Consider the following 20498-nt stretch of genomic DNA (forward strand, 5'->3'; position numbering starts at 1 on the left):
AGTCTATTTATTTTATTGTTTATCAATCTTATACCCTACACCCCATACTAATTTTATATATCTAGGTTCTTTAGGATTAATCTCTATCTTTTCTCTTATATTTCTTATATGAACAGCTACAGTATTATCAGAATTAAAAAAAGGTTCATCCCACACTTTTTCATATATCTGCTCCGTACTTAAAACCCTCCCAAGATTTAATGCTAAAACTGTTAATATATCAAATTCCCTTGGAGTTAACCTGACAAACTTGTCATCTACAAAGACTTCCCTTGTAGCTCTATTTATAACAAGTCCATCTACACATATCTCATCGCTGTTTTCTTCCCTTGGCTCATTAAAACTTGTGTTTCTTCTTATCTGAGATTTCACCCTAGCCACGAGCTCTAAAGGATTAAATGGCTTTACAACATAATCATCCGCACCTATATTTAAGCCTAAAATCTTATCACTATCTTCACCTTTAGCTGATAGCATTATTATAGGCATCTTCTTTTCTTCTCTTATTTTTAAGCATGTCCTAATGCCATCTAATTTAGGCATCATTATATCTAAAATTATCAAATCTAGATTAGTATTCTCTAATTTTTCTAAAGCTTCTAATCCATCACATGCTGTAATAACCTCAAAGCCTTCATTAACTAAATAAATTTCAATAACTTCTCTAATATCTTTTTCATCATCTACCACTAATATTGATTGCTTCTTTTCCATTTTTTACTCCCTGCCTTTAAACTTACAAACTTCAACACATAATCACTCGAAAAAATAATCACTAAAGGCATAAGCGGATATGCATATCTGCTGCATGTATAGTATGGTAAGTATACTAAATTCATCACTATTATACTTAATGCAATTACCTGCTTTCCTAAATTCCACTTTTGTGATCTAACAGTATTAATAATGCTAATAACAGCTGTTATTAATATAAGATAATGTTCTAAGAATGCCCACTTATAGGTAATCCCTAAAATTTCGTACCAGTAAAATGGTTCATACCAAAAATATAAAGTCTTTCCAATGGTGTACCAATAAATAAATTTTAGAGGTTCTTGTACTCCATATTTCTCTAATCTTTCCATTCCTGCTTCTATTTCGTATTCGTTGCTTTGTATAAAATTTTCACTGTGCCTATACTCTACACCCCATCCGTTACTTTGATCATAATTAATGAAAGTTCCTTGCAAAAAAGGGTTTCCACTAGACTTAGTAAATGGTATAAACATATTAAAATCTTTATAGTTCCTTATCCACCAGGATGACATTATTATACAAAATATACATATTACTATACTAGCATACTTAACCATTTCTTTCACCTTATACCTATTTTTAATCCAAACAATAAATATAACTATTAGATAAGCTGCTATTGTAGGTTTAAACAAACACCCAAAACTCCAAACTATGCCTGCTTGTACATAATGTTTTGTTTTCTTAGTTTCTAGTGCTACAATGCTCAAATATACAAGAAGTAAAAATATAAACTTAAATACAGTCTCCATAAGTATAAGATTTGCTGCATATATCTCAACTATATAAATTGAATCGATAATACAAGCTGCCAAAGCTGCCTTTTTATTAAAAACCTTTCTTCCTATCAAAAATATTAAATTTAAACTGCCAGCCTGCAAAACAATTTGAAATATCCTAAATGCCATAATTGCTTGGAATTTACCGAATAATATTACAAAAGGTGATAATATAAGTGTGAGCCCTGGCATTATGTATACTGTGGACTTGCTTACATTTTCATATGAAAATATCCCACTTTGTACTAAATTCCAAGCACTTCTTATATATTTAACATCATCATTATCAAATTGTTCTAAACTTCCGAGAAGTGTTGAATTTCCATATTTAAAACTTGAAATTGATGCTATTACTATAAACAATATTTCTACTAATATAAGTCCTAATTTAATCTTTTTGTCTTCCTTAAACACATGAATCATCATTTCTTCCTTTCTCATTAATATTGTTTTACCCTGTAATCATTAGATGTTATCTAAGCTTGATACTATTTACCAGCAATAATAAATGCTCCCATAATAATAAATAATGCCCCTAAACCTTTACTAGGTGTAAAGCTTTCCTTAAATATTAAAACTCCAGCTAATATTCCAATTACATAACATAAACTTTGGAAAGGATATATTCTGCTGAGTTCTTCTTTTGATAATATATAAATCCAAATTCCTGTGGCAAACACATAAACAATTCCTCCACCCAATATGTATAGATTAAAAATTATATTAATAATTTCATGTATAGAAAAATCAAAATTGCTTTTATTTACTCCAAACTTCCATAATATTTGACCACAAACCAGCATTATAATGTTTATGAACAATAAAATATATATCATTTGTATTCATGCTCCTTTATAAATTGCCATATAACAGCATTTTCTTGAACTAATCTAACTAGCTTTTTCTTAATCTCAACTATTTGCATAATTGAATATGCTGTTATAAAGGATAATATTATAAACAAAATTTCCACTAAACTCATGATCTCATCTCCTTTTCAAAATTATTATTCAAATAAACTTGTTTCTGAGCCACCATTAATGTTGCTATTGTAACTTTAATCATGTAATAGATTGACTTATTAAATGTTATAGATGATTTTCCTTTATTTCTCTGCCTCATATTTACACCAATCTCTTTAATCGTGAGCCCATTTTTGTATGCATATACTATAGTTTCTACTTCTGGATAATCCTTTGGATAATATTTCGCAAAAAGTCTTATTCCCTTTTGATTTATTATTCTGTAACCTGAAGTAGTATCATAATAATTATTCTTACATAATATAGAAACTAATTTAGAAAAATACTTTATACCTACTGCTCTAAATATACTTGGTATATAATTTGTTTTTTCAACAAACCTTGAACCTATAACCATGTCAAAATCATTTTCCTCCATTTGTTCAATTAGTTTTTTCAATTCTCTAGGATCATGCTGTCCATCTCCATCTATTTGCACAGCCACATCATAATCTTTTTTTAATGCGTAAATATAACCAGTTTGAACTGCTCCTCCTATTCCTAAATTTTCATTTAAATTTATGACTTTTGCCCCTGCTTTTTTAGCTTCCAAATACGTATTATCTTTAGAACCATCATTTATAACTATAATATCTGCATGCATGTTATTGTTTTTTATAGAAGCTACTACATTATATATATTTTTTTCTTCATTATAAGCTGGTACTATAATCAAACACTTCATTAAATCCCTCCTCATTCCCATTGTTGGTATGATTAAATTTTAATAATAAAAATTTAAGAACTATTTACTAAATTTATGAAGAATTTATTAAGTTATCTTTTGTAATATAAAAACTATAGATGAATTGTATTACTCCAAGAATTTTTTACAGTACATGTATTTACTTTCTTTTTTGAAAAACAAAAAAGAAATACCTAAACTTTCTCTAGGTATTTCTAAACAATATATTTTTATAATTTGCTGTTCTTTATATCTTCAAAAATAAATCAACCATCTATTATTAAGGTATTGAACGAATGTGCTTTCATATTAAAGTTATAATTTATACCTTTAATATTAAAAGTTACTTCCTGAATATCATCAAAAGGATTTAATATTTCTAATATGATGCTCCCATCTGGATTTTCAAAAGCTAGAGCATTTCCAGCATAGTCTCCTTTTAATCCCTTCATAATTGCTCCTTGCTTTATATATTTTGAAAAGTGCCTCATTAAGTAATATTCTGGATTATATTTAATTTCCTTATTATCCTTCACTGTAATTAAAGAATTCTGATTCCATCCCCAGGTACTGCCTCCTCCTTCTTCAAGTACCATATTCCAATAAGTATACGCACACGCTCCATTTATTAAGTATGTCCATATCAAATTAAATACATATTCAGCATATTCAAAGCTGTTTTTCCCATCTCCACATTCACTTTCTGTTTGTATCAACTTCATTTCTGGATATGCCACTTTGGTTTGCAGCAAGGCATGCTTTCCCCCCCATTGATATCCAACACCACTTATATATTTTTTAGCTTCCTTATCACTTAGTACAGTATTCGCAAAATTATTATATTGGCCAAACTGCCAGTTACTGTCTCCATAATCATCATAAGGTGAATTCAATGTTCCAAGCCATATTTCTGTATCCATTTTACTTTTTTCAAATAATGGTCCAATGTAATTTTTCACAAAATCACGTAATTCTTTCCCTGACCAAACACAAGAAGGAAATTTTTGATCTGCTATTGGTTCATTTTGTATATGAACTTGATTAATTTTAATACCTTCCTTTTCATATTCCTCAATGAATCTCTTAAAATAAAGAGCATATGCCTTTAAATTTTTTTCTTCCCATATTAAAGTTCCAAAGTTATATACAGGAGGAGATTTCATCCACGTTGGTGGACTCCATGGAGATGCAAATAAATTAAGCTTTCCGCTATATTTTTCTGCATCTTTAATATAAGGAATTAAATATTCCTTATCCCTTTCTATACTAAAATTTCTCATTTCATAATCGCCTTGGGCCTCATTTAGACTATACCAGTTTGCTGAATAATCATTTGCGCCAATGGGTAGTCTGCAATAAGTAAAATTACACTCTTCTACTCCAAATAAATTTCTTAGCACTTCTTCCTTCTTTTGTGTAGAGATTTTATTTAAAGCTATATATCCAAGCTCATTAAAACATCCACCAAACCCTTCCATAGTCTGATATGATTGTCCATCTAGTTTTAAGACATGATATAATTTTTCAGCTCCTGCACATACTTTACTGCTTACTAAATTTTCTTGCTGAGTCGTTGAAATTAAAATTCCACTCTGCATATTAATTACCTCCATTTTCCCTAAATTCAGTTGGAGACATTCCTGTTTGCTTTTTAAAGGCTAAAGAGAAATAATTTGTATCCCTATATCCTACTAAAGTAGCTATTTTCCCAGTCTTCATACTAGTGGTCTCTAATAATGATTTTGCTTTTTGTATTCGCTTACGAATAATATAGTTATTGCAGCCTTCCCCTGTGCTTTGCTTAAATAGTTTTGAGAAGTAAGTTGGAGTCAAATAAAGCATTTCTGCAATACTATAAACTGAAATATCTTCATTTAAATGCTCTTTAATATACAGCTTTGCTTTTCTTATAATTTCATGGCTTTCTCCAATGTCAGTTTGGAGCATCTGCACTATAAAATCTCTAGTTATTTTAACTGCATCATCTCTATTACAACTTTGAAGGGAGATTAATAAAGAATTTAACTTATTATCTGCTGATACTTCTCCTTTTTCCATCATATAGGCAAAATATACTCCTCCACCAATGTCAAAACATGTTTTCTTCACTAATGAAGTAGACAGATTATAAAATTCTATTATTTCTGTATAAGTCTCATAGATTTCCATCACCTTTTCTAAATTATCTATATTATCTATCATATTTTTGCGAAGCCCCTGTACCCTCTCGTTAAACAAGCTTAAATGTAATTCCATGTGCTCTTCTGTAATAATTCCATCATAAGAGCTCCTATTATTAAGTAACACATACGCATCATTATATGAAATATTTATCTTATTGAATCCACATACAACACTGCCTAAAATTACTTTTTGATTGATATCATATTCATTTTTTAAATACGTGATTAAATGTTGTATTCTCCGAGTTACCTCTTCTAACTCTTCTCGTACAAATATAGCAATTATTACATTTTTATTTTTATCCTCAAACGTAATTCCTTCTTTTGGGGAGTCAAACAATTCAATACAGGTGTTTTTAATAGATAAATTTAATAATTCAAAGTGCTGTTTCCATGCTAAATTATCATCTATAACTGGACATAACAATGCAATTTGCAGCATTTCATCTTTATCATAGGAATACTCTTCTAATACTGTACTAATCTGATTAGTTTTAGTTAGATCATAAAGTAAATTCTGCATTATCTGCTCAAGCTTTAATTGTTCAGTTACTCCTTGTATCCTCCTGTTTATCTTCTGCTTATGAATTACTCTTTTTTCATTCTCTAAATTTTCAATTAATCTCTCAATAGCATTTTCAAGTTCTATCTCATCTACTGGTTTTAAAAGATAATCCTCAACCTTCATCCTGCAGCATTTTTGAGCATATTCAAAATTATCATATCCTGTTAGTACTATTACTTTAAGTTTTGGATTTAACAAATTAATTTTTTCAACTAAAGATAATCCGCTCATCTCAGTCATACATATGTCTGTAATCATAATATCAAAGGTTTCTTTTTCCATAATATTTAAAGCTTCAAATCCAGAGGATGCCATTTTCACATTATTAATTTTGAGCTTTTCCCAGGGAATAACGTTACATATCCCTTTTCGAATCATCTCTTCATCATCCACAACTATAGCCTTATACATTAATTATTCTCTCCTTTACCTTTAGGTAATAGAACATCTACTGTAATTCCACCATATTCATTTTTTCTATAATATAAACCATACCCGCTGCCAAACAATATTTCTATTCTCTTATGGACATTTCTCAATCCATAGCCTGTCTTCTCATCAAATATTGATATAGAATTATTTACTTCATCAATTTGTTCCTGCTCCATTCCCACTCCATTATCAGCAACTGATATTATTATCTTATCTCCTTCTTCCTTTGCACTCACAAATATCTTTCCTTTATATCCATCCTTAACTCGTATTCCATGATAAATAGAATTTTCTATTAATGGCTGCAGGGTAAGTTTAGGTATTAATACGTTTTTAAATGTATCATCTATACTTATTTCACACTCAGCAATATCGCCATATCTCATATTCTGAATAATCAGATAATTCTCTACATTAGCTAATTCCTGAGAAAGAGATATAATATCTTTTCCCTTGCTTAAACACAATCGATAAAAATTAGCCAAAGCTTTTACCATTCTTGATACATTCTTATTTCCATCTAATAAAGCCTGCCAATGTATACACTCTAAAGTATTATATAAAAAATGAGGTTTAATCTGAGATTGTAATCTGTTTAATTCTATCTGCTTAATCTCTGACTGCTCTTTTTTTATCCTATACATAAGTATATTAATTTCTTCAATCATAATATTAAAGCCGTTTGCCAATTGTTTAAAATCTTTACCTTCATATTTTTGTTCCATTCTAACTTCAAGATTTCCCATAGACACCTCTCTCATTTTCTTTACAATAGTATCCATAGGTTTATATAAATTATTACTGAGTTTATAACAAGCTATACTTATTAATACCCCAGCTCCTAATACCAATATTATTATTATAAATATCACCGTATTAGTATCTTTCAGCATTGATTCCCTCGGTATCTCTCCTACCATATACCAATCCCAATTATCGAGTTTTTCATAGATAATCATCTTATTTCCTATTTTTTGCTGTCCACTCTTTCCATGCAGTACATCCTTATAAAGGCTTTCAGTTCCAATTAGGGATTTATCTTCATTTGATATTATAATTCCATCCTTATCTGTTAAATACGTTTGTATTTTTAACCCCTTATCTAAATTAGAATAGAACTCTTTAATATTTTTTTCTCCAATTCCTATAACTAAAAATCCAGTGTATTTATTAAAATTGTATTTATCATTAATAGGTTGATAGACATTTAGAACATACTGATCTGGATAAAACACTTTTCTCTTCATGCTTATTTTTAAATTACCAAAATTAGTGTCCACTGCATCCTGATAATCTTTTAAGGTCTGAGTTCTAAAATCATTACTTGTCCACGTCTCTCCTACATATATTAATTCTGGCCCATCAAATTTTACTAATGCAATATAATCTATATAGCGGTTTGAATCTAGAGAATATCGTATTGAAGAATAAGCATCACTTGTATCCTTATTATAATTTTTTGAAGTCAGCCTATTATTCATTAAAAATTCTTTTACACGATCATCTCCTGTAATTATATTTGATGTTCCAATAATGTTCTTTAAGGTTATATTTAAAATATCTGTTACAGTTTCAAACTGTCCCTGCACTAATCTACTGGATTTTCCCGTAATTTCTTTTCCCGCTAACTGATAAACTGCAAAAATTACAAAGCTATTGGTAATTAAAACTGCTGAAATAAAGAATATAGTTATCTTTTGGTTAAATTTCATTCTAGAAAGTTTATTTATTATTTCTCTTAACCCTTTATACATATTGTTATTCCTTTTTATAAATATTTTGTATATCAGAAATAATACTTCCTATGTTTATTATGATATTTTTACCCTTTAACTGCCCCTGCCATCATACCTTTTATCAATTTATCTTGTCCAAAAATAAATGCTATGATCATTGGTAACATAGAAATAGTAAGCACTGACATGATCATTGGAACATTCATTGTATATTGTCCTTGATATTCCCAAATAGCAAGAGGTAATGTTCTGTTAGGCAATGTCTGAGTTAAAACCAAAGCAAAACTAAATTCATTCCATATAGCGACACCATTATAAATAGCCAAAGTTGCAAGCCCTGGCTTTACTAGTGGCAACATAACATTATAGAATATCTTATATTTACTACATCCATCTATTTCAGCTGCTTCTTCTAACTCCTTAGGTATAGCCTGCATAAATGTAACTAATATAAAGACTGAAATCGGTAGATTAAAAGCTACGTACGGACCTATTAGCGCCCAAGGACTATCATATAAACCCATCTTATTAGTCATTAGGAATATAGGTAGAAGTGTTACGTGAACTGGTACTGACATACACGCTACTATTATACCATAAATTGGTTTATTTAGTTTAAATTTGAACCTAGATAATGGATATGATGCACATGCACTTAAGAATAGTAAAATTACCAATGAAACTATAAGTACTAATATACTGTTTTTTAAATAAATAAATATGTTTCCCTTAAATACTTCAATGAAATTCTTTAAATACAAACCTTTTGGTAAATCAAATACACTTCCCATGAGCATTTCAAATTGCTGCTTAAATCCTGCGAGCAACATAAATATAAAAGGAACTATTGTAATTAAAAGCCAGACTACTGCAAGTATTCCAATGATAACTTTTATAGATATTTTTTTTATTGATAAATCCTGCTTCATAATAATCACATCTCTTCCTTTCTATTTAATGCCTTAATTGTAACTAAGGATATTATTGTTATAAGAATAAACATTCCTGAGGCAATTGTAGACCCATATCCCATTCTTTGAGATAAAAAGGCATTTTTATACATATATGTTGCCATAAGTTCTGATGCATTACCTGGTCCTCCACCTGTCATAACATATATAAGATCAAAATACTTTAATGATCCAACCATTGATAATACTATTGCACTCTTAATAGCAGGCTTCATAAGTGGAAGTGCTATCTTCCAAAAATACTGACTCTTTTTAGCACCATCGATAATTGCTGCTTCATATAAATCTGCAGGTATATTGCTATATCCAGCTAAGAAATACACCATATAAAAAGGTATAAACTGCCAGCATATTGCTACAGTAATAGTTAATAATGCTGTCTTAGGGTTCCCTAATAAATCTATTGAGTGTCCTCCAAATAATTTAGAAATTCCAGTTACTATACCAGAACTTGCGTCTAAGGCATATTTAAATAAATAACCAATGGCAACAGATGACATTAGCATTGGTATAAACCAGATTACTTTAAACACATTTAACTTCTTTCCACCAAAATCTAAAAAAGTTGCAAGCGCCATACCTATTGGCAATTGAACAATTATAGATAAAACCATAATGATTATATTATTTAAAAAAGCTTTTTTAAATACTGCATCCCCTAAAAGTTCTTTCCAGTTATTTAAACCTACAAATGCCTTATTCGATGCAAATCCATTCCAGTTATAGCAACTTAAATTGAAAGAATATACAATTGGATATGCTATATATACTATTAGGAATAAAAATGCTGGTACAAGAAATATAATTGCTGCATTTCTTGTTGACGCAGCACGCCTTTTAGCTAAACTACTATTTTGTGTCCGCATACTGTCTCTCTCCTTTTCATAATTAATTTAGCTGCTGTAAAATTTATTCATCATATATTTTTTAATCTTTGTGATTTAAAATCAATATTATGAAAATATTATTTTACAACAGCTTTAATCTTAATTTATGTTGCTATAATTATTTATTTTTTGCTTTATAGGCATCCATAGCCGCCTGTAATTCTTTATCTGAATCTTGAGGAGTCTTAGTTAAACCAAATATCTCTTGGCAAGTTGACTTGTGTACTTCTGCAACTTCTGCTGGCAAGTATTGGTCATACCATAATTGAACTCCCTTGGCACTATTAACTGTATCTAAGATTTTTTGTGTCAAAGCATCATCAGGCTTGAAAGATTTAAGTGGAATAATTTTACCTAATTTCTTACGGTCTTGTAATGCTTGATCATCTAATAATGATTGAATTAATTTAAAAGCTCCCTCTTTATCTTTGCATTGTTCTGAAATTGAATATAAATTATCTCCAACAGTTCCTGCGCAAAGTGATTGGTCAGCTGTTGAACCTTCTAATGCTGGGAATGGGAAGAATCCTAATTTACTCATAAAGTCTGGATTTTCACCAAGTACTGTACCTGTGAACCATGATCCCATTAAATCCATAGCTGCATCACCTTTATATAATGCTTGTCTAGCTTGGCCACTATCATCATCCATACCATTAAATCCATCTATAAAGTATCCTTTTTTAACCCAGTCTTGAATCTTATTTCCTGCATATTCAAATGCGGGATTTTCAAAAGAACCCTTTCCTGATGCTGCGTTTGTTAATGGGTCAAGACCACCAAATCGAGTTGCCAAATACATGAAGTACATTGATCCTGTCCATTTTGTAGCATTAGCTAATGCAAATGGTGTTACTCCGTTTGCTTTTAACTTATCACAGACAGCTTCTAAGTCTCCAATAGTTTTTGGTTCTTGTAAACCATACTTTGCAAAAATATCTTTATTATAGAAAAATCCTGCAACGGATACGTTTTCAACAGGAACAGCATAAATTTTGCCATTATATGAAGATTGCTGAATACCTGCATCTATAAATTTATCTTTATAGTTATCCTTGTTCATAAAATCTGTCAGATCTGCGATTTTTCCTGAATTAACATAATCGATTAATCCTGATCCTCCCCATTGAATAAATACATCTGGAGTTTGATTGGAACTCATTGCCATAGATAGTTTTTGTTTGTAAGAGTCATTAACCTGATCAACAACTTCCACATCATATTGAGGATTTGCTTCCATAAACCTCTTTACAGAAGCCTTTATTGCATCTGCTGCTGTTGATGTTTGAATATGCCATAAGGTCAATTTTGTCTTTCCTGATGATGCACTTCCACTTGTCTGAGTAGAAGTATTTCCACAGCCAATCATAAGTGTAGAAGCAATAGCTGCAGTCATTATGATTGATGCTATCTTCTTAAAATTCTTATTCATACAATTTTCCCCCCATAATTATTAATATAATTAGCACATCTAAATATTACCATCTATAACAATAAATAAAAATTGAATAATTCATCTTTTATCTATAATTTTATATGTTTGTGTAAACATTTAAATAAATCAATTATTAGCTGATTTTTTATAAAACATCATAATACAAAATAGTGCATCCAAGTTAATGATATCCATAAAGCAATTCCATATTTATGCATCATTATAATAAAATTTGCTATTTTATTATAAAAAAGTAGCAGTTCCAAAACAAATTGATAACTGCTACTTTCGTTCTCTGCATTTCTTATTTATATCATGTAAAATTTTATAAAAATAAGATCCTCAATTTTCACTGAATTTATAACCGCTTCTTTTTTATCTCCAATAACTATCACTTAATCCATAATTTTTATCTAAATCAAGTATAAATCCATGAACAGTTCCTGACCCATTAACTATAGCCATCTTTCTTAAACGGATATCTTCATTATTAGTAACCGAAGTGTCTGCCACTGCATTTGCAATAACCTTTAGTAAATCTTTTTCAGCCATATTAGGATTTTTTGAACGAGCTGCATCAATAATTTGTGCGGCTTCTGGGCTTATACCTCCATTCTGGACTGCTATATCAAAAGCAAGAGCAAATCCCCTTACTGTTTTTAAATTATACTTATCACATATAATCATTGCCTGCTCAGTTTTATATGCTTCAGCATCAAATTCAATGTTTATAAAATGCTGATTATTAGATAAATTAACTAACTGTGAATACCAAGGCTGTGAAATTGCATTTGCTGAATTATTAATAGACTTTGCCCATGCAAGTTGATTTTCTGTAGTATCAAGTATCATGTTATGAATAGCATCATAGTTTGTCCCAAAAATGCTCTTCATTTCAGCATTATACTCCCTATCCATCCTATTAAGAAGCGGCTGCAAAGTCCCTTGACCTATACACCATTGAAGGTATCCTAAAGATAACCCTTGTCCATCAAAATTTCTTGCAACTTGATTTAAATTTCCAATCTCAAACTGCTTGCTAACATTTTTTGCAACATTAATTACACTATCTGTTGGAGAAGTATAATGTTTTATGTACGCATCACTCACATATCCAATGCTGTTATTATACATAATCTTATCCCATACAATACCGCTTCCCTGTGCTGTACCTAAAATTTGAACGTTGTCATAATTATATAAATTTCCTTCTATACTTCCATTTAAATCTGGAGTTGATCTTACTTTTAAATCAATTTGAAGTTCTGGATTATATACATACGCTTTATTATTAACTATATAACCTTCAGTTTTACTTTGATCTACCGTCGCTGCACTTGCATTAACTCCGTCAAATGAAATACTGCCAGCTGCTATTAGTAGACTTAGTAAACTTAAAAGTATTCTCTTTCTTACCATTTATTCAGCCCCTCCCAATATACATATATTTTATATTTTACCACACAATTATAGAAAAGTCATCTTCTCTCTATTTTAAATAAAAATCACTTAACTTTACTATTTATTATGAATATAATAAATAGAGCCAATCATATACTTTAATAAAATTATTATATTTGAGGTATTAAATGAGTGCTAAACAATTAACTTTCTATCAATTGCTATATGAAAAAATTAAAGATAGTCATAAACATTATGCAAAGAAAATTTTATATGAACTCTATCCAGATAAAACTCTTAATCAACCGGATATCCTCTCAAAGTTTGCTAATAAACATTTAAAAATAGTAAAAGCTTCTATAAAGGATCTTGAAGAATGCAATTTGATTAAGGATACCAACACATCAAAATCACCAAGTAGTGAAAAAAAATATATACTTACCACTCACGGTAAACAACTCGTTGAAGAAGATAGCAATTTCATGTAATATACGAAGACTATAAAATCTTCTTGCTTAACTCTATTCTATAATGTATAAACGTAAACATGGATATTATAACTTAAAAATCAAAAATGCCCGCAAAAGTCCAATATGAATTTTCGCGGGTGTTGCATCAAAAGTAAAAAGACTCTCTTTAAAAATTTACCTAAAACCACATAAAAATGAACTCTTTAAATTCCTTAATTGTTCTAAATATTTTATCTTGTTTTAATCTTTTTAGTTGATCTAAATCAAATATCATTGCCTTTATCATTTATTACTCCTCCACACTAAGTTTTTTAATTACTCTGCAAGGATTCCCAACTGCAACACAATTCTCAGGTATATCCTTTGTTACTACGCTTCCAGCTCCAATTACACTATTTTTTCCAATAGTAACTCCTGGTAAAATAATAACTCCTCCACCAACCCAAACATTATCTTCAATCTTAACTGACAGAGCATAAGTCCGAACAAAAGTGTCTGCGACACGCTCCTTCGGAGAAATTATTATTAGTTAAATTAAAAACCATAGAGATTGCTGTTCCTCTATGGTTTTCTTCTTATAGTTTATAACTTTTGCCATATACCCCATTGTATTCTTTAGGTCTCATAACTCCGCCACATTTTTCGCATGAAAAACAAGGCGGTTCATCTATATTACTTTGATCCATCTCATCAAAGTATTCTACAACCTCCCTAGGTATATTTTCTGTTATTCCACAATTTAAACATTTATATGGTATTATATCTTTCACTTAACATCCCTCCAACTATGTTGTTGTCGGCTTTATTTTACCATATAGTACTCCTTTTGCAATTGCATATATTTCCAGGATGTTTTCTAATTTTTCTTTCCCTTCACTTATAAATTTATCTTTAAAATATTCTCGCATCGAGCCGTATCGTGGATACACTATATCATTAAATCTCATCTTACCACCACATTTAGAACATTTGCATGGATCTACCCCAAAAGACGCAAGAATTCGATATTCCCACTTTTCTATTGATTTCTTAATTTGTATTATTTTCTTATCTATCATCTTGATAAATTGATCTTTATCCTTACATCTCCTCGAATACAGTCCAAAATATCTCACCATTTTAAAATTCTTGTCTGGTATATGTATTATAACTTTTTTTATAAACTCAAAGACTGACACTTTCTCTATTATTTCTTTATTGTCTTCATGTCTTTTATATTTAAATGTTACACTTTCACCATCATACGCAATTATTCTTGATTCTGCTATCGCAGGTCGTCCAACATATCTTCCAATATATTTTGCAGCTATCTTTGCTGATTTTATTTCATTTTTAGCATGAACATAAAATCCATCTTTATTATTTTTATATATTTTGTTCTTTAATCGTTTAAAACTATCTTTATTTCCTTCTCTTTTTATTATTTCATCTAATAATATTTTTTGCCATCTCTTTCTTAATGCTTCATACGAAAAATATTTAAAATTTCTCCAGGTAGTTAGCTTGCCCTTTCCACCTTCTGTAACCATCATGTGGACGTGGGGATTCCACTTTAAATCTCGTCCAAAAGTATGTATAACTGCTATAATTCCAGGTATAAATTCTTCTTTTTTATTTTGCTTATACATCCAACTCGTAACAGCTTTAGCTGCACATTGCGGAAGTAACTTCAGCCTATCTCTTTCTCTTCCGAAGTAATTTCTAAGTTCCTCTGGTATTGTAAATACCATATGTCTATGCTTTACATTTATTAATTTTCCCAGCATTCCATTAACCCAATTATCAACATAAACCTTTCCACATGATGTACAAAATCTACTTTTACAAGTGAACCCAACTTTCTTTATTTCGCCACATTCCTTACATTTTAATTCAATATAACCATTACTTATATCCTTGCATTTCATAACTTTTTTTACTTCTGCAATAACACTAGGTCTAATTCTGTTTTTATATCTTTTATAAAATTCATTCCAATTTTCCTCTAATATTCTTCTTAATTTACTCTTAATCATTTCATCAATTTACCACATATATTTTCCTAATGCAAGTCTACACCGCGCTTTCAGCAAGCGCGATTTTTATACTTTCCTATACAATAAAAAATGCTTGTCCACTACTTTCTTTCCAATCTTTCAACAAACGTTCTTCTACCTTTACCGGATGAGTGGCTGTATATATTTGAACATTAGATGCAATTAAAACATTATTGCCAATCTCTATTTTATTGCAATCTATAAAGGTACAATTAATATTAATAATGACATTATCTCCTATAGATATATTCCTTCCATAATCACAATAAAATGGTGTATCTATCTTCACGTTAGAGCCAACTTTCTCTAATAATTCATTAAGAATATTTTCCTTCTCTTTTACAGTAGCTATGAAATTATATTGATGTGTAAGCAATCTAGCCTTACTGATTATATTAGTAAGTTCCTTATCAATACAGTTAAAAACATCACCTTTCATACATTTATCTAGTTCACTCATGAGTATACCTCCTATATATTGTTTATGATTATAATCATAAGTATAATGTTATATATTAAGATGTTATATATTTATATCGTTATATTTTATAACAATATTATCATATGGAGGATTTATGGGAATTAAAAAATTAAATATCTATGAAAATCAGTTAGAAGACAGGGAATATGCTAGAAATGATAGTTTTCCTTTCCGAATTGGCTATGAAGAAATCACTAATTATGTTGGATCTACTTTTCAATGCCACTGGCATCCAGAACTAGAATTTGCATATATAAAAAGTGGATCAATGTTATATCAAGTAAATAACACTCAATACCTTGTTAAAGCCGGAGATGCTATGTTTGTAAATCAAAACTGTCTACATTCCGGAACATCTTACCGAAGTTTAAATTGTGAATATTTTGGAATGACCTTTCTTCCAGTTTTATTATCAGGACATAAAAACAGTATTTTTGAAAGTAAATATTTAGCTGAATTAATTACTAGTGAACGAGTACCTTTTGCATATTTTAATTGTATGGACGATGAAAATAAACATATAATTTCAACTTTATTAGAAATAGAAAAAGTATATAATGAAAAACTTGATGGTTATGAATTATTGATTCAAAGTAAGTTGTTTGAGTTAATATTCCATCTTTATAAAGATGTTTATTGTAAACTTCCAAAAGAACCACTTAAAAATCATAAAAATGTTATACAAATAAAAATTGCCTTAGACTACATTCATGCTCACTATAAAGAAAATATAGCTTTAGATGATATAGCTTACGCATCAAATCTCAGTAAAAGTTCCTGCTGCCGATTATTCAAGAAAATCGTACACGAGACACCTTTTAATTACCTTTTAAAATATCGTATTCAGAAGAGCATTCCTTATTTACTAAATGATGGATTGAATATTACTGAAACTGCAGCTTTAATAGGATTTTCTAATAGTAGCTATTTTACAGAGATATTTCATAGATTATTAGGAATTACACCTTCAGAATATAAAAAGAAGTATTTATCAGATGAATAAGTTCTATTTTTTCAATTTAACCCTTACTAAACTTACAAATAGCATCAATTTTTATTCCTTAAATCTCTTATAAAATATTATTCTTTATCTTTATAAAACTTTAACTTGAGTTTTAACCTATGCTATAGTATTATATATATTCACTACAAGTTAGAATAATTTAAAAGGAGCAATTATATGACACAACCTTCAATGTCAATGTCTTCGTTTTTCCGGAACAGATTTGTTCAGGTCATTATGATTTCTTCCATTTTCTTACAAATAGGAATATGGGTTCGTAACTTTGCCATATTATTATTTGTAATGGATAAGACAGATAATAATCCAATTGCAGTTTCCCTAATTTCAGTTGCTGAATTTGCACCAATATTTATATTTTCATTCATAGGAGGAACTTTTGCAGATAGATGGCGTCCAAAACGTACAATGGTCTGGTGTGACTTATTAAGTTCTGTTTCAGTTTTTGCAGTTCTCCTTACAATAATATTTGGAAGCTGGCAGGCTGTGTTTTTTGTAACCTTTATTTCATCGATTTTATCTCAGTTTTCTCAGCCTTCTGCAATGAAGCTATTCAAAATTCATGTTCCAGAAGAATTTATGCAGACAGGAATGGCTATTTTTCAAACTCTTTTGTCTATATTTATGATCATAGGACCAATGCTCGGTACAATTGTTTTTCAAAAGTTTGGAATAGATGTTTCTATATCAATAATGGGAGTAGCTTTCTTTCTATCAGCTTCAGTATTAACGCTATTGCCACCTGATAAGATAGTTGAGAAAAAAGAGAATTCAAATAATTTCTTGGAAGAATTAAAAGAAGGCTTCAACTATGTTTGGCAGGAAAGAGCCTTAACTATTCTAGGCTCTGTATTTGCAACTGCAGGTCTTGCTGTTGGAATTATACAGCCGCTTGGAGTTTTTCTAATAGTAGAAAGATTAGGCCTTCCTAAAGAGAATCTTCAGCTACTGCTTATGGTAAATGGAGCAGCCATGTTTATTGGCGGCGGTTTAGTTATGACCATATCCAAAAAGGTAATGCCTCAAAAACTTCTTGCAGTAGGACTTTTAGTAAATGCTATTTCAATGGTTGGTATGGGGTTGTCCTCAAGCTGGATTGTCATACTCATGTTTCAATTCTTTAATGGATTTTTCATGCCTTGCATTCAGATTGGAATTAACACACTGATTTTGCAGCTTACAAAAGCTGAATTTGTAGGAAGAGTAAATGGAGTCTTAAATCCTATGTTTATGGGATTTATGGTAATTACTATGTCACTTACTGGCTGGCTTAAAAGTCAATTTTCATTAACTGTTCTTTACATTGCAGCAGGATTGCTTTTCCTTATAGGAACTCTGTTGACATCGTTAATTTTTAATGTTTCAGTTCAAAATGAAACAGATTCCGCAGAACAGTAATTGATAAAATATCAGCTTTTATTAAGATACCTAAAATGTCACTTATGTAACATTTTAGGTATCTTAATTTATTTTAAATAATCATTATAAATATGTAATATTTTTCAATTATATATAGCTTATTCAATGTAATTCTACTTTTTATTTATACAATAATTTATTATATCCTTCAAATACATTATCATTAACAACTGGCACAATATCTATAAATAATGCTTCATATCCAGGAATCTCTTTTATAGCTGCTTTAATCATTTTTATACCTTGCATATCATCAACTATTGTTTCAAAAAACATTCTAAAACCTTCAACCTTTACAGATCTAAAAACATTTTTATCATCTACTTTTACACTTTCTACTGCTTTTATAATATCTTCCTGTCTCCATACACAATTTACCAAAATCATATTGCTCCTCCTTCTTCACCAGCACCCCAGATTATTATCTTTTTCCCGCTTGCCTTGCTGATATACCTTTCAATTTCCATACTTTTAATTACATTTTCAAAAAAACTTGCCATATTATACTCCACTCTTAACTCAATATTATTCCAATAATAAATTTAAAATAGTGCAATCTTTTACCTTTCTATGTCTTTCCAACTTATATTAAAGCTTATTCTCCAAAGAATTATATTAATAATAAGAAGTATGAATGCAAATATTCCAACATATATAATATTATTTATAATTGCTATGTGTATTGCTGCAAATATTCCAATAAAAATTAATGTTATCACTCCTGGGCCTATAAGTTTGCCGCTATCAACTATAGCAAATTTCACACTGAAAGGCATCGTTTTATTTGACATTTTAAAATATATCAAGGCTGATATTAACAAAACTAAAAACATTGTGATTAAGTCCATAATTATCGATGGCCCCTTTAAAACTAAAAATATTATAGCTAATAATACATAAATCGGTATAATTAATTTGAATAAAGTTCCCTTTACTGCTCCTTTTAATATCACTCCAGGATCTTTTATTGGCAATGTTTTATATATAAATGCGCCTTTATAGTTATCACTATTATTTATATAAGCAGTGCAAAAGCATAACATTAATACACTTATATATATTAACAATTGTGCTTTCCCATCACAGCTTGTCTGAATGCTTTCGATAAACGATTTTCTTCTATCAGTAAACATAAATACGACCGGTATAAATACCGCCATTGCAAGAGATGGATATACCTTAAGCTTAAAATTTCTTTCTGTTGCTATCATATTTTTAGTAAATATAAACATACTTTTTTCAATTTTATCTTTGCAAACTAAATTCGCTATAAATTCTTTTCCTTTTTTATTTCCACGAATTATGTTTCCTCCATTATCATTTAACTTTTGAAGATTCTTTTCAAAATAAGGTACTACTTTTTTAATATAAAACATAATCAATATAACTGGTCCAACTACAGCCAGTGCAGATAAGACCATCAAAAATTTATTTCTATCTCTATCAATTAATATTCCAAAAGGGGCTGCAAACCACATGGACGGAAGTAGAGCATGCCAAAGCTTTGGCACATAAGCAGTCTTAATACCTGTAATAGCAAAAATTCTACTAAATAACTGATATCCAAAAGTAAATACAAATGCTACAAAAATCTGAAAATAGTTTATAATATCCTTTAGTTTTTCTCCATCAAAAAGCTTCAAAACTATGGTATATAAAAATGCCGTTATTACTATAACTATTAGAGTTAATAATATATTTTCTATAATAAAAATTGGTGGAAATATAAATCCATATTTTATTGTTCCAAAGATTAAAGGAATAAAATTTAAAGACAAGGATATGCCCATAAGATATACGCATATATGGGTTAGCTTTGCAGCATTAAAAGTTTTACTGTCTATTGGCTTTGGTAATAGTATATTTTTTTCTTGTACGTCCAATAAAACTGCTGAAAAATCTGATATCATAAGAGATACCATCATAAATAAATTTACGCCTATAACAATGTTTATATTTCTTAACGCTGATATCTTACTTGTCAACATTAGCCCAATAAAAATACTTAAAAACCCATTAAACAAAAGTAATCGTATATAATTATTTTTATCTTCATTTTCAACAGATTTCCTATTGTTATTTAAAACAGTACTTACTCTTCGTCCGTCCATAGTTAATTTTATTTGTAAAATCATCCTCATAATATCATAGTTAACGCCAGATTTTTTATATAAAACTTGAAATTTATCTAATAGCTTTAATATTCTAAATTCTTTCAT

At 29.5% G+C, this 20498-nt stretch carries 20 protein-coding genes and 1 pseudogene; 3 read left to right on the forward strand and 18 right to left on the reverse strand.

All coding sequences use genetic code 11. The features are described from left to right. Positions 1-12 precede the first annotated feature (12 nt). From CDLVIII_RS21650 to CDLVIII_RS21700, 12 genes are all read right to left on the reverse strand, one after another. Positions 13-714, reverse strand: coding sequence for a response regulator transcription factor (locus CDLVIII_RS21650; RefSeq protein ID WP_009171609.1), 702 nt, complete (start codon positions 712-714; stop codon positions 13-15). Next, the gene (locus CDLVIII_RS21655) at positions 690-1976 is read right to left on the reverse strand and encodes a glycosyltransferase family 39 protein (RefSeq protein WP_242835791.1); all 1287 of its coding nucleotides are present in this window, start codon (positions 1974-1976) and stop codon (positions 690-692) included. The genes CDLVIII_RS21650 and CDLVIII_RS21655 overlap by 25 nt, the downstream gene beginning before the upstream one ends. Before the next feature lie 47 nt (positions 1977-2023). Further along, positions 2024-2371: an EamA family transporter gene (locus CDLVIII_RS21660; RefSeq protein WP_009171611.1), complete on the reverse strand. Its 348-nt coding sequence runs from the start codon at positions 2369-2371 to the stop codon at positions 2024-2026. Beyond that, complete coding sequence (locus CDLVIII_RS31565; RefSeq protein WP_009171612.1) at positions 2368-2517, reverse strand: hypothetical protein; 150 nt, start codon at positions 2515-2517, stop codon at positions 2368-2370. Before CDLVIII_RS31565 ends, CDLVIII_RS21660 begins: the two co-directional genes overlap by 4 nt. Next, positions 2514-3242, reverse strand: a complete 729-nt coding sequence (locus CDLVIII_RS21665; RefSeq protein WP_009171613.1) for a glycosyltransferase family 2 protein — start codon at positions 3240-3242, stop codon at positions 2514-2516. The genes CDLVIII_RS31565 and CDLVIII_RS21665 overlap by 4 nt, the downstream gene beginning before the upstream one ends. Positions 3243-3508: 266 nt before the next feature. Next, positions 3509-4840, reverse strand: a complete 1332-nt coding sequence (locus tag CDLVIII_RS21670; protein WP_009171614.1) for a glycoside hydrolase family 30 protein — start codon at positions 4838-4840, stop codon at positions 3509-3511. Position 4841: 1 nt separating this feature from the next. Next, positions 4842-6401: a response regulator gene (locus CDLVIII_RS21675; protein ID WP_009171615.1), complete on the reverse strand. Its 1560-nt coding sequence runs from the start codon at positions 6399-6401 to the stop codon at positions 4842-4844. Continuing rightward, positions 6401-8176, reverse strand: coding sequence for a sensor histidine kinase (locus CDLVIII_RS21680; protein ID WP_009171616.1), 1776 nt, complete (start codon positions 8174-8176; stop codon positions 6401-6403). The genes CDLVIII_RS21675 and CDLVIII_RS21680 overlap by 1 nt, the downstream gene beginning before the upstream one ends. Positions 8177-8244: 68 nt before the next feature. Continuing rightward, positions 8245-9087 carry a carbohydrate ABC transporter permease gene (locus CDLVIII_RS21685; protein WP_009171617.1) on the reverse strand — a complete coding sequence of 281 codons (843 nt, stop codon included), beginning with the start codon at positions 9085-9087 and terminating at the stop codon, positions 8245-8247. A 5-nt stretch (positions 9088-9092) separates the two neighbouring features. Then, complete coding sequence (locus CDLVIII_RS21690) at positions 9093-9995, reverse strand: sugar ABC transporter permease (protein ID WP_009171618.1); 903 nt, start codon at positions 9993-9995, stop codon at positions 9093-9095. Between the two features lie 139 nt (positions 9996-10134). Then, a complete protein-coding gene (locus CDLVIII_RS21695; RefSeq protein WP_009171619.1) occupies positions 10135-11448 on the reverse strand; it encodes an extracellular solute-binding protein in 1314 nt (437 codons plus the stop codon). A 378-nt stretch (positions 11449-11826) separates the two neighbouring features. Next, entirely contained in the window at positions 11827-12870 is a 1044-nt protein-coding gene (locus CDLVIII_RS21700; RefSeq protein ID WP_009171620.1) for an SH3 domain-containing protein, read from the reverse strand. 170 nt (positions 12871-13040) lie between these two features. Between CDLVIII_RS21700 and CDLVIII_RS21705 the strand changes: the two genes are divergently transcribed. Beyond that, the gene (locus CDLVIII_RS21705) at positions 13041-13340 is read left to right on the forward strand and encodes a hypothetical protein (protein ID WP_009171621.1); all 300 of its coding nucleotides are present in this window, start codon (positions 13041-13043) and stop codon (positions 13338-13340) included. Between the two features lie 271 nt (positions 13341-13611). On the opposite strand, the pseudogene CDLVIII_RS30205 reads toward CDLVIII_RS21705, so the two are convergent. The 4 genes and pseudogenes from CDLVIII_RS30205 to CDLVIII_RS21720 all read right to left on the reverse strand — a co-directional run. Continuing rightward, positions 13612-13806, reverse strand: a pseudogene (locus CDLVIII_RS30205) (DapH/DapD/GlmU-related protein); the annotation flags it as partial. Positions 13807-13897: 91 nt separating this feature from the next. Then, the gene (locus CDLVIII_RS21710) at positions 13898-14092 is read right to left on the reverse strand and encodes a hypothetical protein (RefSeq protein ID WP_009168857.1); all 195 of its coding nucleotides are present in this window, start codon (positions 14090-14092) and stop codon (positions 13898-13900) included. Positions 14093-14107: 15 nt separating this feature from the next. Beyond that, positions 14108-15337, reverse strand: a complete 1230-nt coding sequence (locus tag CDLVIII_RS21715; protein ID WP_009170364.1) for an IS91 family transposase — start codon at positions 15335-15337, stop codon at positions 14108-14110. A 76-nt stretch (positions 15338-15413) separates the two neighbouring features. Next, positions 15414-15818, reverse strand: a complete 405-nt coding sequence (locus CDLVIII_RS21720) for a maltose acetyltransferase domain-containing protein (protein WP_009171623.1) — start codon at positions 15816-15818, stop codon at positions 15414-15416. A gap of 115 nt (positions 15819-15933) precedes the next feature. Between CDLVIII_RS21720 and CDLVIII_RS21725 the strand changes: the two genes are divergently transcribed. Together CDLVIII_RS21725 and CDLVIII_RS21730 are read left to right on the forward strand one after the other, a co-directional pair. Further along, entirely contained in the window at positions 15934-16842 is a 909-nt protein-coding gene (locus CDLVIII_RS21725; protein WP_009171624.1) for an AraC family transcriptional regulator, read from the forward strand. Between the two features lie 177 nt (positions 16843-17019). Further along, complete coding sequence (locus CDLVIII_RS21730) at positions 17020-18258, forward strand: MFS transporter (protein ID WP_009171625.1); 1239 nt, start codon at positions 17020-17022, stop codon at positions 18256-18258. A gap of 141 nt (positions 18259-18399) precedes the next feature. Here the strand turns inward: CDLVIII_RS21730 and CDLVIII_RS21735 are convergent, their stop codons facing one another. Continuing rightward, complete coding sequence (locus CDLVIII_RS21735) at positions 18400-18666, reverse strand: hypothetical protein (protein ID WP_009171626.1); 267 nt, start codon at positions 18664-18666, stop codon at positions 18400-18402. A 173-nt stretch (positions 18667-18839) separates the two neighbouring features. Beyond that, positions 18840-20498 (reverse strand): hypothetical protein, encoded by a 1659-nt coding sequence (locus CDLVIII_RS21740; protein ID WP_009171628.1) that lies wholly within the window; start codon positions 20496-20498, stop codon positions 18840-18842.

It is taken from the genome of Clostridium sp. DL-VIII, assembly GCF_000230835.1.
Classification (GTDB): Bacteria; Bacillota; Clostridia; order Clostridiales; family Clostridiaceae; genus Clostridium.